Origin of the sequence: Microbacterium sp. 8M (genome assembly GCF_902506375.1) — a bacterium.
Classification (GTDB): domain Bacteria; phylum Actinomycetota; class Actinomycetes; order Actinomycetales; family Microbacteriaceae; genus Microbacterium.
In genome coordinates, this window is record NZ_LR733284.1 from 3,550,438 (window position 1) to 3,567,343 (window position 16,906).

Consider the following 16,906-nt stretch of genomic DNA (forward strand, 5'->3'; position numbering starts at 1 on the left):
ATCCCCGATGACGACGCAGAAGTGCAGTCTGCTCAGAAGGTCATCGCGCTGCAGACGTCCGCCGTCGACCGCCGCGCATCCGAGACCGTCAGCCAGGACATCGCGACCGAGATGACGTTCTACACGGCTTCGTTCTCCGAGGCTCTCCGCAAGGACGGATACGCCGACAAGACGGTCGCGCTCTTCGAGGATGCTCAGCTCACGACGGCTCCTCTCTCGATCTCGTGGTACGTCTCGACCCTCTCGGCGGACCGCACCACCGGACGCGCCGAGATCGACGCGACGTTCGAGTTCACCCGAGCCGATGACGACTTCCTGGCGAAGAACCGACTCGCACTCGACACGCCCTACACGCAACACCGCACCATCGACCTGGTGAAGCAGGACGGCCGCTGGCTGATCAGCAACATCACCAGGGCGCCGCTGACTCGAACAGAAGGAAACGGACAATGACCGAACCTCGACTCGCGATCCTGGGCGCGGGTTCCCGCGGCCTCGGCTACGCGCAGCTCGCCGCCGCACAGGGCGCGCGGATCACCGCGGTCGTCGACCCCGATCCCGCGCGCGTGGCCGCGCTCCTCGCCGCTCTCCCCGACCAGTACGTGCGCGTGCTGGACTCGTGGCAGGAGCTCGCCGCCCACCGCGCCCTCGCGGATGCCGTCGTCATCGCGACCCCGGATCGGGCGCACGCGGAGCCGGCGATCGGCCTGGCCGAGGCCGGGTTCCACCTGCTGGTGGAGAAGCCCATGGCGTCGACCGAAGACGAAGCGCGCGCGATGGTCGACGCCGCCCGCCGCAACGGCGTGCTGCTCATCGTGTGCCACGTCCTTCGGTACAGCGACTACTCCCAGCGCCTCTTCGCGCTCGTCGACCAGGGGCGCATCGGCGACCTCGTCTCGGTCGAGCACCTCGAGCCGATCGGATGGTGGCACTTCGCGCACTCGTACGTGCGCGGCAACTGGGCGCGGGAGGAGACATCGTCCCCCATGCTCATGGCGAAGTCGAGCCACGACGTCGACTGGCTGATCCGGCTGGTCGGGCGGCCCGTGGAGGAGGTCTCGTCCTTCGGCGGTCTCTTCCACTTCCGTCCCGAGAACAAGCCGCCGCAGGCCGCCGAGCGCTGCATCGACTGCCCCCTGCAGAACGACTGCGCCTACTCCGCCACGCGCATCTACCGAGGATTCCTCGGTCAGCCCGCCTACCAACGGTGGCCGCTCGCGGTACTGGATCCTGTCGTCTCGCCGGAGAACATCGAGCGCGCGCTCGAGACCGGACCCTATGGCGAGTGCGTGTATCTCGGCCGGAACGATGTGGCCGACCACCAGGTGGTGAACTTCCAGTTCGCCGGCGGCGCCACGGCGTCGTTCACGGTGACCGCGTTCACGGATCTCGACTTCCGCAAGACCCGCGTGTTCGGCACCCGGGGCAGCATCGAGGGCGACGGACGCACGCTGCAGGTGCATGACTTCGTGACCGGCGCACAGGAGACGATCGCCATCGACGTCGACGGCAGCGGAAGCGCGGCCGACGGTCACGGCGGCGCGGATGGAGCCCTCGTCCGGGACTTCCTGCACGCGTTGCGGACGGGGGACGCCTCCCGCCTCTCGACCCCGGAGGAGAGCCTCGTCTCACACCAGGTGGTCTGGGCGGCCGAGCGGTCCCGGGCGTCCTCCGCGACCGTGCGGATGCCGGCGGACCCGGCATCCTTCACAGCGCTGCCGATCTGAAATGAAGAGGCGCCGCCCCGGTTCCGGGAGCGGCGCCTCTCTCACGGGGAGCGTCCGCTGGTCAGCGCGCGCGGAGGTGCTCCGGGCGCTTCATGAACAGGATCGCGATCACGCCGACGGCGAGCACGAGCGTCGGCAGCACCATGGTCTGGGACATCGCCGCGGAGAAGCCCTTGACCACGAACTCGGGCAGCTTGCCCGACCCGAAGTCGCCGCCGTGCTCGGCCGCCCCCGGCAGGTTCTCCACGAGACGGTTCTGCATGAACGCGGCGATGGCGGCGGATCCCAGCACGGATCCGATCGTGCGCGTCGTGTTGTAGATGCCCGCGCCCGCGCCGGCCTGACGCGGCGCGAGGTTGCGGGTCGCCGTGGTGGCCAGCGGCCCCCACATCCCCGCCTGGCCGATGCCCATGAGCGCCGACGGCAGCAGGAACATGCCGATCGGCGTGTCCGGGTTCATCAGCAGCGCGTACCAGACCAGCGCCAGCACGGTGAGGCCGAGACCGGGCACGAGCAGCAGGCGAGGGTCGACGCGGTCCAGGATCCGTCCGGCGAGCGGGGCGAGCACGCCCGAGAGCACGGCCATCGGGATGAGCAGCAGCGCCGCCTCGGTCGGCGTGAGCCCCCGGGCGAGCTGGTAGAAGAACATCATCGGCAGCGACATCGACGTCACCGTGAAGCCCACCGCCGCGATGCCGAGGTTCGCGACGGAGAAGTTGCGGTCGCGGAACAGCTCCAGCGGCACGAGCGGCTCGCTGCGGGTCTTCGCCTGCTGCCAGAGGAACACCGCCATCACCACGACACCGGCGGCGATCATGCCCCAGATCCAACCGGCCCAGTCGTAGTGCTCGCCCTCCTGCAGCGCGAACACGATGAGGAACAGGCCGATGGCGCTGAGGAAGACGCCGACCAGGTCGAACCGATGCTCATGCGTCTGCAGGCGCGGGACGAGGATCCATGCGAGCACGAAGCCGATCACGCCGACCGGCAGGTTGATGAAGAAGATCCACTCCCAGCCCAGGCCGTCCACGAGCAGACCGCCGGCGAGCGGCCCGACGAGGGTGGCCACCCCCGCGGTGGCGCCCCAGAGCCCCATCGCGGCGCCCCGGCGCTCGGCCGGGAAGGTGCGCGTGATGACGGCCATGGTCTGAGGCGTCATGAGCGCCGCACCCAGGCCCTGCACCGCACGGAACACGACGAGCATCGTGAGGCTGCTGGACAGGCCGCAGCCCAGCGAGGCCAGAGTGAACACGGTCAGGCCGATGAGGTAGATGTTCTTCGGGCCGAACCGGTCGCCGAGGCGACCCGTGATGAGCAGCGGCACCGCGTAGGCGAGCAGGTAGGCGCTCGTGACCCACACGACGTTGTCGAGGTTGCTCGTGGCCGGATCGAGCGCCGCCTTGATGGCGGGGTTCGCGACGGAGACGATCGTCGTGTCGACGAGGATCATGAAGAAGCCGATGACCAGCGCCCAGAGGGCGGGCCAGGGGCTCTTCGGCTTGTGACCGGCGGCGTACGCGCCGGTCGACGTGCTGACGGGTTCAGCCATCGTGGTGTGCCTTTCGCTTGGCAAGAAGGTGGTCCGGATCCGGCCCCCAGGAGAACTCAGGGGAGGCGATCCGGGGGATCAGGTCGCCGAGCCAGTCGACGTCGGCCTGCAGCAGGAGGCGGTGCCGGAGCACCTCCAGCAGGTACTGCTCGGGGACGGCACGGGTGGCGGCGCCGTCCAGGGCCGCGCTCAGCGTCTCGAGTTCGTGACGGAGCAGCTCGAGCCGCTGGGTGAGGAGCTCGACCACCTCGTCCCGCTCCAGGTTGTGCGCCTCGGCGAGGGCGACCCGGAACGGCGTCCGCCGCCGGCTGCCGCCGAGCTCGCGCCGCACCCACTCGCGCACCGCCTCGGTGCCGGCCGGCGTGACCGCATAGGTGGTGCGCTCGGGGCGGTTGCCCTCGCGGTCGACGCCCACCTCCTCGAGCAGGCCCTGCCCGTGCAGGCGGGCGACGGTGTGGTACAGCGTCCCCGCGGAGATCGGCACGATCCGGTCGTCGCGGCGTGCACGCAGCAGCCGCGCCATCTCGTACGGATGCATGTCGCCCTCGCGCAGCAGCGCGAGCACCATCACCCCCAGGGGCGTGAGCGCCGGATCCTTCACCATCACTCCATTTCGATTAGTCCATGTGGACTATCCGTAGAGGACTTTACGCTGATCCGATCGTCGGCACCAGCCCGGATCCGGCCCTCATCGCAGTGCGGTGGCCAGCTGGGCGGGCGTGAGCGCACGATCCGCGTACACGAGGCGCATCACGGAGGGATCCGGATTGCCCGCGTCGGGGGCGCGGTGCACGAGCGTCAGCCCCGCCTTCTCCGCGACCGCGGCCGAGGCCCGGTTGTGCTCGACGAGATACGCGATCACCGGCCGCTGGGGCGCGACCTCGGCCGCCGCCGCCCGCGCCGCGCGCGCCAGCTCGGTGGCGTACCCGCGCCCGTGGTGGTCGCCGGAGAGCCGGTAGCCGAGATTCCAGACCTGCGCCGAGGGCGCGTCGGGATCGGGGGCGAGCAGCGTGCAGCCTCCGTTCCCGATCAGCTCGCCGGTCTCGCGGAGGAGAACCGTCCAGGTGCCGAGCCCCGCGCGCTCCCAGCTGCGCCACCAGCGCGCCATCATCGGACCGATCTGGTCGGGGTCGGTGGGGCGCAGGCTCGGGAAGTGCGTCCACACCCGCGGATCCGTGTGGATCGCGAACACCGCGGCGAGATCGCCCGGCTCCGGGCGGCGCAGCACAAGACGGTCGGTCGTGATCTCGAGGGGGAACGCGTCGCTCACCCGTGCACCCTACGCGCGGCCACGGACATCGGGCCCCCCGGGCACCGCGATAATGGACGCGTGAGCACACCCCTCGATCTCCCCGGCTGGCGTCACCTCTACTCCGGCAAGGTCCGCGACCTGTACACCCCGGCGGATCCGGATGACCAGCGTCTGCTCGTCGTCGCGAGCGACCGGGTGAGCGCCTTCGACTTCGCGCTCGAGCCCGGGATCCCGAAGAAGGGCGCGCTGCTCACCGCGCTCAGCCGGTGGTGGTTCGACCGCCTCGCCGAGGGCCCGGACCCGATCCCGAACCACCTCGTCGCCGGCGAGATCCCCGCCGAGGTCGCCGACCGGGCGATGCTCGCGATGAAGCTCGAGATGCTGCCGATCGAGTGCGTCGTGCGCGGCTATCTCACCGGATCCGGCTGGGCCGAGTATCAGGCCGAGGGCACCGTGTGCGGGATCCCGCTGCCGGCCGGCCTGCAGAACGGCGACCGTCTGCCCGAGCCGCTGTTCACCCCGGCGTACAAGGCGCCGAAGGGCGAGCACGACGAGAACATCACCTTCGAGCGCACCGCCGAGATCGTGGGCACCGAACGCGCCGCCCAGCTGCGCGACGTCTCGCTCGCCGTGTACCGCCGCGCCGCCGCCATCGCGGAGGAGCACGGTCTCATCCTCGCCGACACCAAGTTCGAGTTCGGCGTCGATGCCGACGGCGTGCTGCGCCTGGCCGACGAGGTGCTCACGAGCGACTCCTCGCGATACTGGGACGCCGAGGCGTGGCGGAGCGGATCCACCCCCGCGGAGCGCATGGCGAGCTTCGACAAGCAGATCGTGCGCGACTGGCTCGCCGCGCACTGGGACAAGCAGGGGACTCCGCCGCTGCTGCCCGATGACGTGGTCGCCCGGACGGCCGAGCGCTACGCCGAGCTGCTGGACCGGCTGACGGCCTGACCCGTCGCGCCGCTGCGGCCGCGGATCCGGCGCGGACAGCACGCTCCCCAGGGAACGCCCAGGATAGGGTTTTCGCGACCCCCTCCCCCGATCCCGAGGAGCCCGCATGGCCCTGTGGACCATTCACGGCGACGGACGCACGGTCGAACCCGGCGCCGTCGTCCGCCCCGATGAGCGCCTGAACTGGCCCGCCACGATCGCGATCGGCGTGCAGCACGTCGTCGCGATGTTCGGCGCCACCTTCCTGGTGCCGATCCTCACCGGATTCCCGGTGCCGACCACCCTCCTGTTCAGCGGCGTGGGAACGCTGCTCTTCCTGCTGATCACGCGCAACAAGCTGCCCAGCTACCTCGGATCCTCGTTCGCGTTCATCGCACCGGTCACGGCCGCGACGGCGGCGCACGCGACCGGGGCGGACAAGGGCATCGGCGCCGCGCTCGCGGGCATCGTCTCGGTCGGCGTGCTGCTCGCGCTCATCGGCGTCGTCGTGCACGTCGCCGGCGTGAAGTGGGTGGACCGGTTCCTGCCGCCGGTGCTCGCCGGCACGATCGTCGCCCTCATCGGGTTCAATCTCGCCGGCGCCGCCTACGGCAACTTCGCGAAGGCGCCGGTCACGGCGACCTTCACGCTCGCGATCACCATCGTGTTCGCCGTGCTGTTCCGCGGATTCCTGGGCCGCATCTCGATCTTCCTCGGCGTGATCGCGGGTTACATCTTCGCGGCGTTCCGCGGCGAGCTCGACTTCTCGGCTGTCGACAAGGCCGCCTGGGTGGGACTTCCGACCTTCCACTTCCCGGACTTCGGCACGCCCACGGTGTGGAGCGGCATCGCGATGTTCCTGCCGGTGGTGCTCGTGCTGATCGCCGAGAACGTCGGCCACGTGCGCGGCGTCGCCACGATGGTCGAGGATCCGGAGATCAACGCGCAGACCGGCAAGGCGCTCATCGCGGACGGCGTCTCGACCACCCTCGCCGGATTCTTCGGCGGATCCGGCACCACGACCTACGGCGAGAACATCGGCGTCATGGCGTCGACGCGCGTCTATTCGACAGCGGCCTACTGGGTGGCCGGCATCGCGGCGATCCTGCTCAGCCTCTCGCCCAAGTTCGGCGCGATCATCAACTCCGTGCCGGCCGGCGTCCTCGGCGGCATCACCACCGGTCTCTACGGCCTCATCGGCGTGATCGGCATCAAGATCTGGGTGGACAACCGCGTCGACTTCTCCCGCCCGGTGAACCAGTACACGGCCGCGGTCGCGCTGATCATCGCCGTCGGCGGCTTCTCGATCTCCATCAAGGACTCGGGCTTCATGCTCGGCGGCATCGTGATCGCCACGGTCGCCGCGATCGTCATCTACCACGGCGGAAACGCGATCGCCCGGCTCCGCAGGAGCGGTGCGGACGACCCGCGTCCGCTCGAGGCGGTCGGCCCGATGGGCGGCGACCCGGCCTGACCGGTCCGGCGCTCGCGCGTCACTGCGACGCGCGAGCGCGGGGCTCGGATCCGTCTCCGCCTCCGGGCAGGGACGTCAGGCGGTGCAGCGGCGTCTGCGGATCCGGCAGGTCGTACAGCCGGTGCACCCAGCGCCGCGCCGGCTCCAGCGGGTAGGAGTCGCCGTAGATGATGCACTGCCCCACGATGCCGTCCAGCAGACTCCGGAGCATGATCTCCTGGATCGCCGGATCCTCCTCGCCGCGCTCGCGGAAGATCGCGCGCACCGCGTCCTCGGCGGCGGTCACGGCGGCGGCGTGCCGGCGCTCCGCCGCGGCGAAGAGCTCCCGCGTCGACGGCCGCTGCTGCAGGGCGAAGATCACCCGCTGCAGCGGGAGCGCGACGGCGGTCATGCCGAGCACGGTGTCGATGATGCCCGCGAGGCGCACCTCGGGCGGCGGTGCGGCGGACGCGTTGCGGGGCGTCTCCTCCGCGTCCGCGGTGCCGTGCGCGATTCCGAAGAGCACCTCGAACCAGCGGTCCACGATCGCCCCGATCAGCTGCTCCTTGCCGCCGAAGTAGTAGTTGACCATGCCCTGGGCGACGCCGGCGCGACCGGTGATCTCGGCGATGGTGGCGCCCTCGATGCCGCGCTCGGCGAAGACGTCGATCGCCGCCTGGAGGAGGCTCTCGCGCGAACGCTCCCTGGCGAGACGGTTCTGCTCCGCAGAGCGTGCCATGCGCGACGCCTTCCGGTTCCGTTGCCGGGTGACGGATCCATTCGCTAGATTAATCACTGAACGTGGATTCAACCTATGTTGATCACGTCACCGGAGGAAGCCGCGGGCGTCTAGGGGGCACACCGCGGGTGACCGGTTTCTGGGGGATCGGTCGGCGATGCCTCGCCTTCCGAGCCGTGCACGGCCGGGAGGCGAGGCACAACCGAGGCGCGAGGACGGCTCAGCGCCGGATGATCCGCTGCTCGATGGCCGCCGCCACCGCGCCCGCCCGGGTGTCGACGCCGAGCTTGCCGTAGATGTGCGAGAGGTGCGACTTCACGGTCGCCTCGGAGACGAAGAGCGCCTTCGCCAGCTCGCGGTTGCCGAGCCCGTCGGCGAGCAGTTCGAGCACCTCGACCTCGCGCTCCGTCATGCGCGGCTCGGGAGAGGAGGCGCGGCGGATCAGCACCGCCGCGACCGAGGGCGCGAGCGCGGGCTCGCCGCGGTGCACCGCGTGGATCCCCGCGAACAGCTGATCCGGCGGGGAGTCCTTGAGCAGGTACCCGGCGGCGCCGGCGTCGAGCGCACGCAGGATGTCGGACTCGCTGTCGTAGGTGGTCAGCACGAGCACGGCGGGGGGATCCGGCAGCGTCCGGATGCGTCCCGTCGCGGCGATCCCGCCCTCCCCGTCGCCGAGGCTCAGGTCCATCAGCACCACGTCCGGCCGCTCCGCCTCGACCGCCCGGACAGCATCGGCGGCGCTGGACGCCTCGCCCACCACGACGAGGTCGTCGGAGGATTCGAGCAGGGCGCGCAGGCCCGCGCGCACCACCGGGTGGTCGTCCACCAGCACGATCCGCAGGGTCATCGGGTCTCCTTCTGCGGATCCGCACCGGATCCGTCCTCCGTGCGGGATCGACCTTCCACCGGGGCACCTTCGGCGACGCCGGATCCGTCCTCCATGCGGGATCCGTCCGCGCCGTCGGCGCTCCTCGGGAACACCAGCGTCACCGTCGTGCCCTCTCCCGGCGCGCTCTCCACCTGCAGCTCGCCGCCGAGCTGCGCGATGCGCTCGGCCATGCCGCGGATCCCCTGACCGCGGCCGGATGCACGCCGCTGCGCCGCGCGGGCCCTCATCGCCGCGGGCCGGGCGTCGAAGCCGACGCCGTCGTCGCGGATGTCCAGGCGCAGCTCGTCCGGTTGCGCCGTGAGGCTCACCACCGCCCGCGTTGCGCGGGCGTGCTCGGTCACGTTCGCGAGCGCGCCGCGCACGGTGCGGATGATCGCCGACGCCACCGGCAACGGCACCTCGGTGGCCGTTCCGTGGCTGGCGAACTGCACGTCCACACCGCGGCCGGAGGCCTCCTCGACCACGCGCGCGAGCGCGGCGGGCAGGGATCCGGCGGCGCCCTCGAGCTCACCCGGCGCGAGGTCGCGCACCACCCGGCGCACCTCTTCCAGGGCCGAACGCGCCGTGCCGGCGGCGGAGCGCACCTGGGCACGGGCCACGTCGGGGCGACGCTCCCAGCCCTGCTCCGACGCCTGCAGCAGGAGGTTGATACTGGACAGGTCCTGACCGACGGAGTCGTGGATCTCGCGGGACAGGCGGGCCCTCTCGGCGAGCGCCCCGGCGCGGTGCTGCGCCGCAGACAGGTCCGCCTGCGTCGCCGTGAGCTCGTCCACGAGCTGCTGCCGGGCGCGGGCCTCGCGGTCGAGGGCACGGTAGGCGACGATCGTGGCGAACGCGATGCCGATCGGTCCCGCGACGAGCGTCGGGTCGAACAGCGCCGCGAGCCGCAGCTCGGCGGCGATCACGACCGCCGTCATCGTGGCGATCACCGCCGTCGCCGGCCAGAACGGCAGGATCTGCAGCACGCCGAAGGCGAGGGGCACGGCGCACCACGCGAACGACGGAGCGATCAGGGTGAGCACGGCCCAGAGCGCGCACACCACGAGGGTCCACACCGCGGGCCACGCACCGCGGCGCGGCACCACGCCCTGCAGCACGGCGGCCCCGACCAGCACCGCGGCGCCCGCCATCACGGCGATCGCGTTCTCCCCCTCGCCGTGGCGCAGGAGGTACCGGATGGCGCTGACCACGATGAGGGCGATGAGCACGACCTGCAGCGCCCGCCCGAAGCGCACCGGGGCGAGGATGCCGCGTGCGCCGTCGCTCGCGCCCTGCCCCGCCTCGTCCATGGCCTCAGCCTAGGCAGCCCGGATCCGGACCCGCATCATCCGATCGGCCAGGATCCGCGCCGCCGGATGCGCGGCGAGGATCCCGCTCGGGAGGCTGACCGTTCTCAGGACGATCTGCGCGTGTTCACGGCCGCACGGCGGACCCGCACGCCTGGCACCGAATTCCTCCTAAGAACCGTCACCCGTCAGGCGGAGCCGCGCACCACCAGCTCGGTGCCGAGGATCGTGCGCCGTGGCGGAGCGGATCCGGTGAGCCGGTCGATGAGCACGCCGGCGAGCGCCTCTCCCTGCGCATGCATGGGCTGTCGGACCGTCGTGAGCGCCGGGTCGGTCGACAGCGCCACCGTGGAGTCGTCGAAGCCGACGATCGCGACGTCCTCGGGCACCCGCACGCCCGCGCCACGGAGGGTGCGCAGCACGCCGCGGGCCATGAGGTCGCTCGCCGCGAAGACCGCATCGGGCAGCACGCCGCCCGGCTCTGCCGCGCGGGCCAGCAGCTCCTGGGCCGCACGCGCGCCGCTCGCCTCGGAGTAGTCGCCGGCGAGCTCGGCGAACGGGGCGAGGCCCGCCGCGGCGAGCCCGTCCCGGAACCCGGCGAGGCGGTCCACCGCCCCCGCCATCGACAGCGGCCCGGTCACCGTCGCGATCCGGCGCCGCCCGGTGGCGACCAGGTGCGCGACGCCCTGCCGGGCGCCGGCCACGTTGTCCACGTCCACGAACCAGTCGTCGTCCCGGCCGTTGGCGCGCCGCCCGCCGAACACGACGGGAACGGCCTCGACGATGCGGTCCACGAACGCGTCGCTGTTGTGGTGCGACAGGATGATCGCGCCGTCCACTCCGCCGTTGCGCACGAAGCCGGTCATCCGCCCGCCGGGGTCGTCGCTCGCGATGAGGAGGTTGAGGATGTAGTCGGAGCGCGCGATCCGGTCGCCGATGCCCGCGACGACGGCGCCGAAATAGGGATCCCCGAAGAAGCGCCGGGTGTCCTCCGGCACCACCAGCGCGATCGCGTGCGTCTGCCGCAGCGCGAGCGAGCGCGCCGCCCGATTGGGCACATAGCCGAGGCGCGCGATGGCGTCCTGCACGGCGGCGAGCGCCTCGGGGCTCACCGCGGTCGATCCGTTCACCACGCGGGACACGGTCGACCGGGACACCCCCGCGGCGGTGGCGACCTCCTCGATCGTCGCGCGGGGTGCGCGGAGCGGATCCGGATCCGTCGTCCCGGCCATGAGCTCAGACCGCCCGTGCGGCGATGATCCGCGCGTACTCCCGGCCGGAGTCCTTCACCGTGCGCTGCTGGGTGCCGTAGTCCACCCGCACGATCCCGAACCGCTTGTCGTAGCCCCAGGCCCACTCGTAGTTGTCGAGCAGCGACCACGCGAAGTACCCGCGCACGTCCACGCCCTCGTCGATCGCGTCGTACACGGCCGCGATGTGCTCGCGCAGGAACATGGCGCGCTCGGCGTCGTGCACCTGTCCGTCCTCGACCACATCGTCGTAGGCCGCGCCGTTCTCGGTGACGTAGAGCGGCAGACCCGGCGCGTACTCGGCGCCGAGGCGGCGCAGCAGACGGGTGAGCCCCTCGGGCTGCACCTCCCAGTCCATGCCGGTGCGGGGCAGCCCGCGCTCGACCCAGTGCACGTCGTCGGCAGCGGGGAACGGCGAGCGCGTGCGCCGTACGGTCACCCCGTCGCCGCCGCCGTCGTGCGGGGTGCCCTCACTGCCCGGCTGGGGCGTGCCGGAGAGCAGCTCGCCGTGGTAGTAGTTGACGCCCAGGCAGTCCAGGGGCGTGGCGATCGTGTCGTGGTCGCCGTCGTGGATCGCCGCGGCCCAGCGCCGCACGGCCACCGGATCCACTTCGCGGATGTCCGCGACGACGTCGGCCGGGTAGGCGCCGCGCAGCAGCGGATCCAGGAACCAGCGGTTGAACTGGCCGTCGATGCGCCGCGCCGCATCGGCGTCCGCGGGGTCGCGCGGATCGGCCGGATCCGCGACCGTGAGGTTGAGCGTGATGCCCAGGTCCAGCTGGGGATCCCGCTCGCGCAGCGCCTGGACCGTGCGGCCGTGCGCGAGCAGCAGGTGGTGCGCGGCGAGCATGCCGTCCTCGATGCTGACCCGCCCTGGCGCGTGCACGCCCGCCGTGTACGACAGGAACGAGGAGCACCACGGCTCGTTCAGCGTGGTCCAGTGCTTCACCCGGTCGCCGAGCACGTCATGCACGCTGAGCGCGTACTCGACGAACCGGTCCACGGTGTCGCGAGACGTCCACCCGCCCTTCTCCTCGAGCGCCTGGGGGAGGTCCCAGTGGTACAGCGTCAGCCAGGGCACGATCCCATGGCCGTCCGCGTCCTTCGCGAGCAGCTCGTCGACGAGACGGTCGTAGAACGCCAGGCCCGCCGGATTCACCGCGCCGCCGTCGGGCCGCACCCGGGCCCAGGAGGTGGAGAAGCGGTACACCTGAAGGCCGAGCTCGCGCATCAGCCGCACATCGTCGGGATAACGGTGGTAGTGGTCGCAGGCCACATCGCCGGTGTCGCCGTTCTGCACCGCGCCCGGCACGCGCGCGAACGCGTCCCAGATCGAGGCGGTGCGGCCGTCCTCGAAGGCGGCGCCCTCGATCTGGTAGGCGGCTGTGGCCGCGCCGAACAGGAAGCCGTCGGGGAACCGGCGGGCGGACTCATCCACGGTGCTCATGCGGGTGGTTGCTCCTTCGCGGTGGCGGCGCGGCGCATCGGACGGGGGTCCGCGCATCCCGGACAGGCTATGGGAGCGCTCCCACAGCTGTCAACAGCCGGGCGCGCGGATGACGCGTACCCTGGTCCGGTGACCTCCTCGCCCGCGCTCGTCCGCGCCGAATCGCTCATCCGCTCCGTGCCCGACTACCCTCAGCCGGGCATCCTGTTCCGCGACATCACGCCTCTGCTGGCCGACCGCGAGGCGCTGCAGGCGACGACCGAGGCGCTCGTCGCCCCGTTCCGCGGCGCGTTCGACGTGGTCGCGGGCATCGAAGCACGCGGATTCATCCTCGCCGGGGCCGCCGCGATCGAGGCGGGATCCGGGTTCGTGCCGATCCGCAAGGCCGGCAAGCTGCCGCTCCCCGCCGCTGCGGTCGACTACGCGCTGGAGTACGGCACCGCGACGATCGAGATGCACGAGGATCTGCCCGCCGGATCCCGGATCCTGCTCATCGACGACGTGCTCGCCACCGGCGGCACCCTCGCCGCCGGCCGGCGCATCGTGGAGCAGCTCGGCTACACGGTCGCGGGGATCTCGGTGCTCTTCGAGATCGACGGTCTCGGCGGACGCGACGTGGTCGGCGACGTGCACACCGTGTTCCGCAGCTGAGCGGAGCCGTCCGGCACCCCGATCGCTCACACCCCTCCGGCGCCTGGCGCACCGGCGCCCTCGCCGGACATGCGGCGCACGGCCGCCGAGGTGTGCGCGAGCTGGTTGAGCGCCGCGAACATGCGGTTCTGGGTCGCGGCGCCGATGAGGAGGTTCCGCGCCATCACGTCGAGGGTCGCGTCGGGCCGGATGCTGTCGATGTCGCCGTCCGCCAGCGGCGCCAGTCCTCGCGCATACTCGGCGAGCTGATCCAGCTCGTAGACGAAGCCGCCGCGGGCCGAGGCCGCGAGCGCCGCAGCCAGCGCCCGCGCGGCGACGCTGTCGACCTGCGGCCAGCCCGCACGCCGGATGAGCTCGTCCACCTGCTGCGCGAACCACGTCGGCGGCTCCTCGTCTGCGGCCAGGCCGGTCGCGATGAGCTGGCAGGCCTGCATCACGTCGACCACCGGCGTGCCGGGCGCATCGATCAGGGCGGTGAGCGCGCGGACCCGCTCGATCGACGCGTCGAACTCCGTGCGCATGGTCTGGATCAGCGCCACGCGTTCGACGTGCCGCTCGTCGTACACAGCCGTGGTCTGATTGCGCAGACGACCCGGCGGCAGCACGCCCTCGCGGATCCAGTACTTGATCGCGGCCTTCGAGGCGCCCGTGCGCTGCGCGAGCTCCGCGAGCTTCATGCTGCCTCCCTGCCGTGGACGATTGGATCCTGGATCCCGCATCCGCTATCCAGGATGCGGTCGCGTGCCCGCGAACCTACCGTGTGCGCATGGACATCCTGCAGATCTCCCTCATCAGCATCCACGCTGTGGCGGCGAGCTTCGTGATCCTGCTCGGCCCGGTCAACTTCCTTCGCCGTCGCAAGGACGTGCGGCACAGGATCCTGGGGCGCACGTTCGCGCTCATGATGTACTTCGTGTGCGTGTCCGGCATGTTCATCTACACGATCGGCGGGTTCACGCTGTTCCACGCGCTGGCGATCTTCACGTTCACCACGACCACGATCGGGATCATCGCCATCCGCCGGCGCAACGTGCCGCTGCACCGCGGCATGATGATCGGATCCTGGGCCGGCACGGTGACGGCAGGGGCGTTCGCGGCGTTCGTCCCGGGGCGGCGGATCCCCACTCTCGCCGTCGAGGACCCTGCGCTGCTGTGGGCGATCGTCGCGGGCGTCGTGCTCGGCGCGACGCTGGTGGTGGCGCTCATCCTGCGTGCGCCGCTGCGCCCCCGGCCGGCAGAGTCCGCGAGGCCCGCCGTCGCCACGGGCGGGGCCGACGGCCTCGCCGCGGACCGCGTGACGGAGACTCCGGCCGCGGCCGGAGGCCACGCGACCGCACGATAGACTGAGCGTGCCCCCGCCCGCGACTCCCGGAGCCGTTCATGCCCACCATCGTCGTCGACGTCATGCCCAAGTCCGAACTGCTCGACCCGCAGGGGAAGGCCGTCTCGGGAGCGTTCGCCCGCACCGGCGTGACCGCGTTCAGCGACGTCCGCATCGGCAAGCGCTTCGAGCTCACCGTCGACGGCGAGGTCACCGACGACGTGCTCGCCGAGGCCCGCCGGGTCGCCGAAGAGGTGCTCTCCAACTCCGTGATCGAGAACGTCGTGGGCGTCGAGGTCGCGGAATGACCGTCCGTATCGGGGTCATCACCTTCCCCGGATCCCTCGACGACCGGGATGCGCAGCGCGCCGTGCGCATCGCCGGCGCCGAGCCCGTCGCGCTCTGGCACGGCTCGCACGACCTCGAGGGCGTCGACGCCGTGATCCTGCCCGGCGGCTTCAGCTACGGCGACTACCTGCGCTCGGGTGCGATCGCAGCGCTCTCGCCGATCATGACCGAGGTCAAGGACGCCGCCGCCAAGGGCATGCCGATCCTCGGGATCTGCAACGGCTTCCAGATGCTCGTCGAGGCGCACCTGCTGCCCGGCGGCCTGATCCGCAACGACCACCAGCACTTCGTGCGCCGCGACCAGAAGCTCACGGTCGAGAACGCCGACACCGCCTGGACGAACGAGTTCACGCGCGGCCAGGAGATCATCATCCCGCTGAAGAATGCCGAGGGCGGCTACATCGCGTCCGACGAGACGCTCGACCGCATCGAGGGCGAGGGCCTGGTCGCCTTTCGCTACGCCGGGGTGAACCCGAACGGATCCCTCCGCGACATCGCCGGCCTCACCAACCCCGCGGGCAACGTCGTCGGCCTGATGCCGCACCCCGAGCACGCCACCGAGCCCGGCTTCGGCCCCGACACATCCGCCGCGATGCGCAGCGGGGTCGACGGCCTGCCGTTCTTCACGAGCGCGATCGCCGCGGTCGCCCGCGTCGCCGCGTAATCCCTCCGGCGCCCGCGCGGGTGACCCCGCCGCCTCGCCGCGCTTCGCCCGCCTCGCCGCGACGGATGCAGGATCCCGCGACACCCGCACGTCCGGATCCGCGATTCCGTCGTGCAGGCGTGACGCGATCCTGCAAACGTCGCGTCCTGAGACGCTGCTCCGGATCCGTTGCACCGCACCCCGCCCCGGTCTACCGTCGAATCGGACGCCGCGGCGAGGAGGATCCCATGGGCCGGTTCGTGTACTGGATGAACGTGTCGCTGGATCTGCGGATCGAGGCCGTGCCCGGTGAGGACGGCGGCGGCGACTGGATGCGGATCGGCGAGCCGCTGCACCGCGAATTCAACCGGCGTGCGAGCGACCTCGCGCTCATGGTGCAGGGCCGGCGCGTGTTCGAGATCATGGAGGACTTCTGGCCTGCGGCGCGGGACGACGCCTCGCTGCCCGCGTACATGCAGGAGTACGGCGCGATCTGGACCGACAAGCCCAAGATCCTCATCTCGCGCACCCGCACGGAGGCGCCGTACAACACCCGCGTGATCGGCGACGACGCACTCCCCCGGCTCGCCGAGGTGCGGGCCGAGACCGAGGGCGACATCGGCGTCGGCGGGGCGACGATCGCCACGGCGCTGCTGGATGCCGGCCTGCTCGACGAGCTGCTGCTGTTCACGCATCCGGCGATCCTGGGATCCGGTAGGCCGCTGTTCGACGATCCGCGACCCGGCGAGACCCGTCCGCCCGTGGTGGTCGACCTGCTCGAGCAGGCGGCGTACGACGAGGGCGTCACCCTGCACCGCTACGCCGTGCGGCACTGACCGGCGCGACGAGCGGGGCGCGCGGGTGCACGCGGGTGGCGCGGGTGCACGCGGCGACCGGCGGTCAGCCGAGGGCGGGCGGCCAGACGCCGATGATGGCGGCCATCACGATCGCGGTGACGAGCTCATGCGCGATGTTCAGCACGGTCAGGGAGCTGGGGCGCCCTTCGAACGCGTCGTGCGTGATGAACCGCGCCGCCGTGAAGCCCATCCACAGGGTGATCGCCGTGACCAGCGCCGAGACGAAGAAGGATCCGCCGTAGAAGTGCCAGGCGATCACCGTGGCCCCGGCGAGCACCCACGCCGTGAGGAAGCTCACGATCACCGTCGCGATGATGGCCAGCACGGGGTTGCCCTTGGGGTGGTCGAGGTCCACGCCGGCCAACCGCGCCCAGCGGGTGCCGAGCACACCACGGGCGTACCAGATGGATCCGACGACCATGCTCGAGGCGGTCGCCAGCAGCACGGCCCAGTAATTGATCTCGGGAACCATCACAGCCTCCTCGCGTCGGTGCCGGACGCGCACGGCGCACCGGTGCGCTCAGAGTACCGCTGCGACCCGACGCCGCGAGGGAAGCGCGA

19 protein-coding genes are annotated in these 16,906 nt (G+C 71.6%); 9 read left to right on the forward strand and 10 right to left on the reverse strand.

Annotation, left to right across the window (positions count from 1 at the left end; translation table 11 throughout):
- The first annotated feature begins 21 nt into the window (after positions 1–21).
- Both AERO9AM_RS16715 and AERO9AM_RS16720 read left to right on the forward strand, forming a co-directional pair.
- A complete protein-coding gene (locus AERO9AM_RS16715; RefSeq protein ID WP_159577170.1) occupies positions 22–453 on the forward strand; it encodes a hypothetical protein in 432 nt (143 codons plus the stop codon).
- Positions 450–1,727 carry a Gfo/Idh/MocA family protein gene (locus AERO9AM_RS16720; protein WP_159577171.1) on the forward strand — a complete coding sequence of 426 codons (1,278 nt, stop codon included), beginning with the start codon at positions 450–452 and terminating at the stop codon, positions 1,725–1,727. The genes AERO9AM_RS16715 and AERO9AM_RS16720 overlap by 4 nt, the downstream gene beginning before the upstream one ends.
- Before the next feature lie 61 nt (positions 1,728–1,788).
- Here AERO9AM_RS16720 and AERO9AM_RS16725 read toward each other — a convergent pair whose 3' ends face one another.
- From AERO9AM_RS16725 to AERO9AM_RS16735, 3 genes are all read right to left on the reverse strand, one after another.
- Positions 1,789–3,276, reverse strand: coding sequence for a DHA2 family efflux MFS transporter permease subunit (locus AERO9AM_RS16725; RefSeq protein ID WP_159577172.1), 1,488 nt, complete (start codon positions 3,274–3,276; stop codon positions 1,789–1,791).
- The gene (locus tag AERO9AM_RS16730; protein ID WP_159577173.1) at positions 3,269–3,880 is read right to left on the reverse strand and encodes a PadR family transcriptional regulator; all 612 of its coding nucleotides are present in this window, start codon (positions 3,878–3,880) and stop codon (positions 3,269–3,271) included. Before AERO9AM_RS16730 ends, AERO9AM_RS16725 begins: the two co-directional genes overlap by 8 nt.
- 84 nt (positions 3,881–3,964) lie before the next feature.
- Positions 3,965–4,546, reverse strand: coding sequence for a GNAT family N-acetyltransferase (locus AERO9AM_RS16735; RefSeq protein WP_159577174.1), 582 nt, complete (start codon positions 4,544–4,546; stop codon positions 3,965–3,967).
- Positions 4,547–4,606: 60 nt separating this feature from the next.
- Between AERO9AM_RS16735 and AERO9AM_RS16740 the strand changes: the two genes are divergently transcribed.
- Together AERO9AM_RS16740 and AERO9AM_RS16745 are read left to right on the forward strand one after the other, a co-directional pair.
- On the forward strand, positions 4,607–5,482 hold the full coding sequence (locus AERO9AM_RS16740; protein ID WP_159577175.1) for a phosphoribosylaminoimidazolesuccinocarboxamide synthase: 876 nt from the start codon (positions 4,607–4,609) through the stop codon (positions 5,480–5,482).
- 106 nt (positions 5,483–5,588) lie between these two features.
- Complete coding sequence (locus tag AERO9AM_RS16745) at positions 5,589–6,935, forward strand: uracil-xanthine permease family protein (protein WP_159577176.1); 1,347 nt, start codon at positions 5,589–5,591, stop codon at positions 6,933–6,935.
- Positions 6,936–6,954: 19 nt separating this feature from the next.
- Here the strand turns inward: AERO9AM_RS16745 and AERO9AM_RS16750 are convergent, their stop codons facing one another.
- The 5 genes from AERO9AM_RS16750 to AERO9AM_RS16770 all read right to left on the reverse strand — a co-directional run bounded on the left by AERO9AM_RS16750 (position 6,955) and on the right by AERO9AM_RS16770 (position 12,525).
- On the reverse strand, positions 6,955–7,653 hold the full coding sequence (locus tag AERO9AM_RS16750) for a TetR/AcrR family transcriptional regulator (protein WP_159577177.1): 699 nt from the start codon (positions 7,651–7,653) through the stop codon (positions 6,955–6,957).
- Positions 7,654–7,873: 220 nt separating this feature from the next.
- A complete protein-coding gene (locus AERO9AM_RS16755; RefSeq protein WP_159577178.1) occupies positions 7,874–8,500 on the reverse strand; it encodes a response regulator in 627 nt (208 codons plus the stop codon).
- Positions 8,497–9,831, reverse strand: a complete 1,335-nt coding sequence (locus tag AERO9AM_RS16760) for a sensor histidine kinase (protein ID WP_159577179.1) — start codon at positions 9,829–9,831, stop codon at positions 8,497–8,499. Before AERO9AM_RS16760 ends, AERO9AM_RS16755 begins: the two co-directional genes overlap by 4 nt.
- 185 nt (positions 9,832–10,016) lie before the next feature.
- Positions 10,017–11,060 (reverse strand): LacI family DNA-binding transcriptional regulator, encoded by a 1,044-nt coding sequence (locus tag AERO9AM_RS16765; RefSeq protein ID WP_159577180.1) that lies wholly within the window; start codon positions 11,058–11,060, stop codon positions 10,017–10,019.
- 4 nt (positions 11,061–11,064) lie between these two features.
- Positions 11,065–12,525 (reverse strand): glycoside hydrolase family 1 protein, encoded by a 1,461-nt coding sequence (locus AERO9AM_RS16770; RefSeq protein ID WP_201298669.1) that lies wholly within the window; start codon positions 12,523–12,525, stop codon positions 11,065–11,067.
- A gap of 129 nt (positions 12,526–12,654) precedes the next feature.
- Here AERO9AM_RS16770 and AERO9AM_RS16775 point away from each other — a divergent pair, with 129 nt between their 5' ends.
- Positions 12,655–13,176 (forward strand): adenine phosphoribosyltransferase, encoded by a 522-nt coding sequence (locus tag AERO9AM_RS16775; RefSeq protein ID WP_236602656.1) that lies wholly within the window; start codon positions 12,655–12,657, stop codon positions 13,174–13,176.
- Positions 13,177–13,202: 26 nt separating this feature from the next.
- Here the strand turns inward: AERO9AM_RS16775 and AERO9AM_RS16780 are convergent, their stop codons facing one another.
- Positions 13,203–13,853 (reverse strand): MerR family transcriptional regulator, encoded by a 651-nt coding sequence (locus AERO9AM_RS16780; RefSeq protein WP_159577182.1) that lies wholly within the window; start codon positions 13,851–13,853, stop codon positions 13,203–13,205.
- 89 nt (positions 13,854–13,942) lie between these two features.
- Between AERO9AM_RS16780 and AERO9AM_RS16785 the strand changes: the two genes are divergently transcribed.
- From AERO9AM_RS16785 to AERO9AM_RS16800, 4 genes are all read left to right on the forward strand, one after another.
- Complete coding sequence (locus tag AERO9AM_RS16785; RefSeq protein ID WP_159577183.1) at positions 13,943–14,518, forward strand: DUF2306 domain-containing protein; 576 nt, start codon at positions 13,943–13,945, stop codon at positions 14,516–14,518.
- A gap of 38 nt (positions 14,519–14,556) precedes the next feature.
- Entirely contained in the window at positions 14,557–14,805 is a 249-nt protein-coding gene (gene purS, locus AERO9AM_RS16790) for a phosphoribosylformylglycinamidine synthase subunit PurS (RefSeq protein ID WP_159577184.1), read from the forward strand.
- On the forward strand, positions 14,802–15,509 hold the full coding sequence (gene purQ / locus AERO9AM_RS16795) for a phosphoribosylformylglycinamidine synthase subunit PurQ (protein WP_159577185.1): 708 nt from the start codon (positions 14,802–14,804) through the stop codon (positions 15,507–15,509). The genes purS and purQ overlap by 4 nt, the downstream gene beginning before the upstream one ends.
- A gap of 227 nt (positions 15,510–15,736) precedes the next feature.
- Positions 15,737–16,324, forward strand: coding sequence for a dihydrofolate reductase family protein (locus tag AERO9AM_RS16800; RefSeq protein ID WP_159577186.1), 588 nt, complete (start codon positions 15,737–15,739; stop codon positions 16,322–16,324).
- A 64-nt stretch (positions 16,325–16,388) separates the two neighbouring features.
- Here the strand turns inward: AERO9AM_RS16800 and AERO9AM_RS16805 are convergent, their stop codons facing one another.
- Entirely contained in the window at positions 16,389–16,817 is a 429-nt protein-coding gene (locus AERO9AM_RS16805; RefSeq protein ID WP_159577187.1) for a DUF1761 domain-containing protein, read from the reverse strand.
- Between the last annotated feature and the right edge of the window lie 89 nt (positions 16,818–16,906).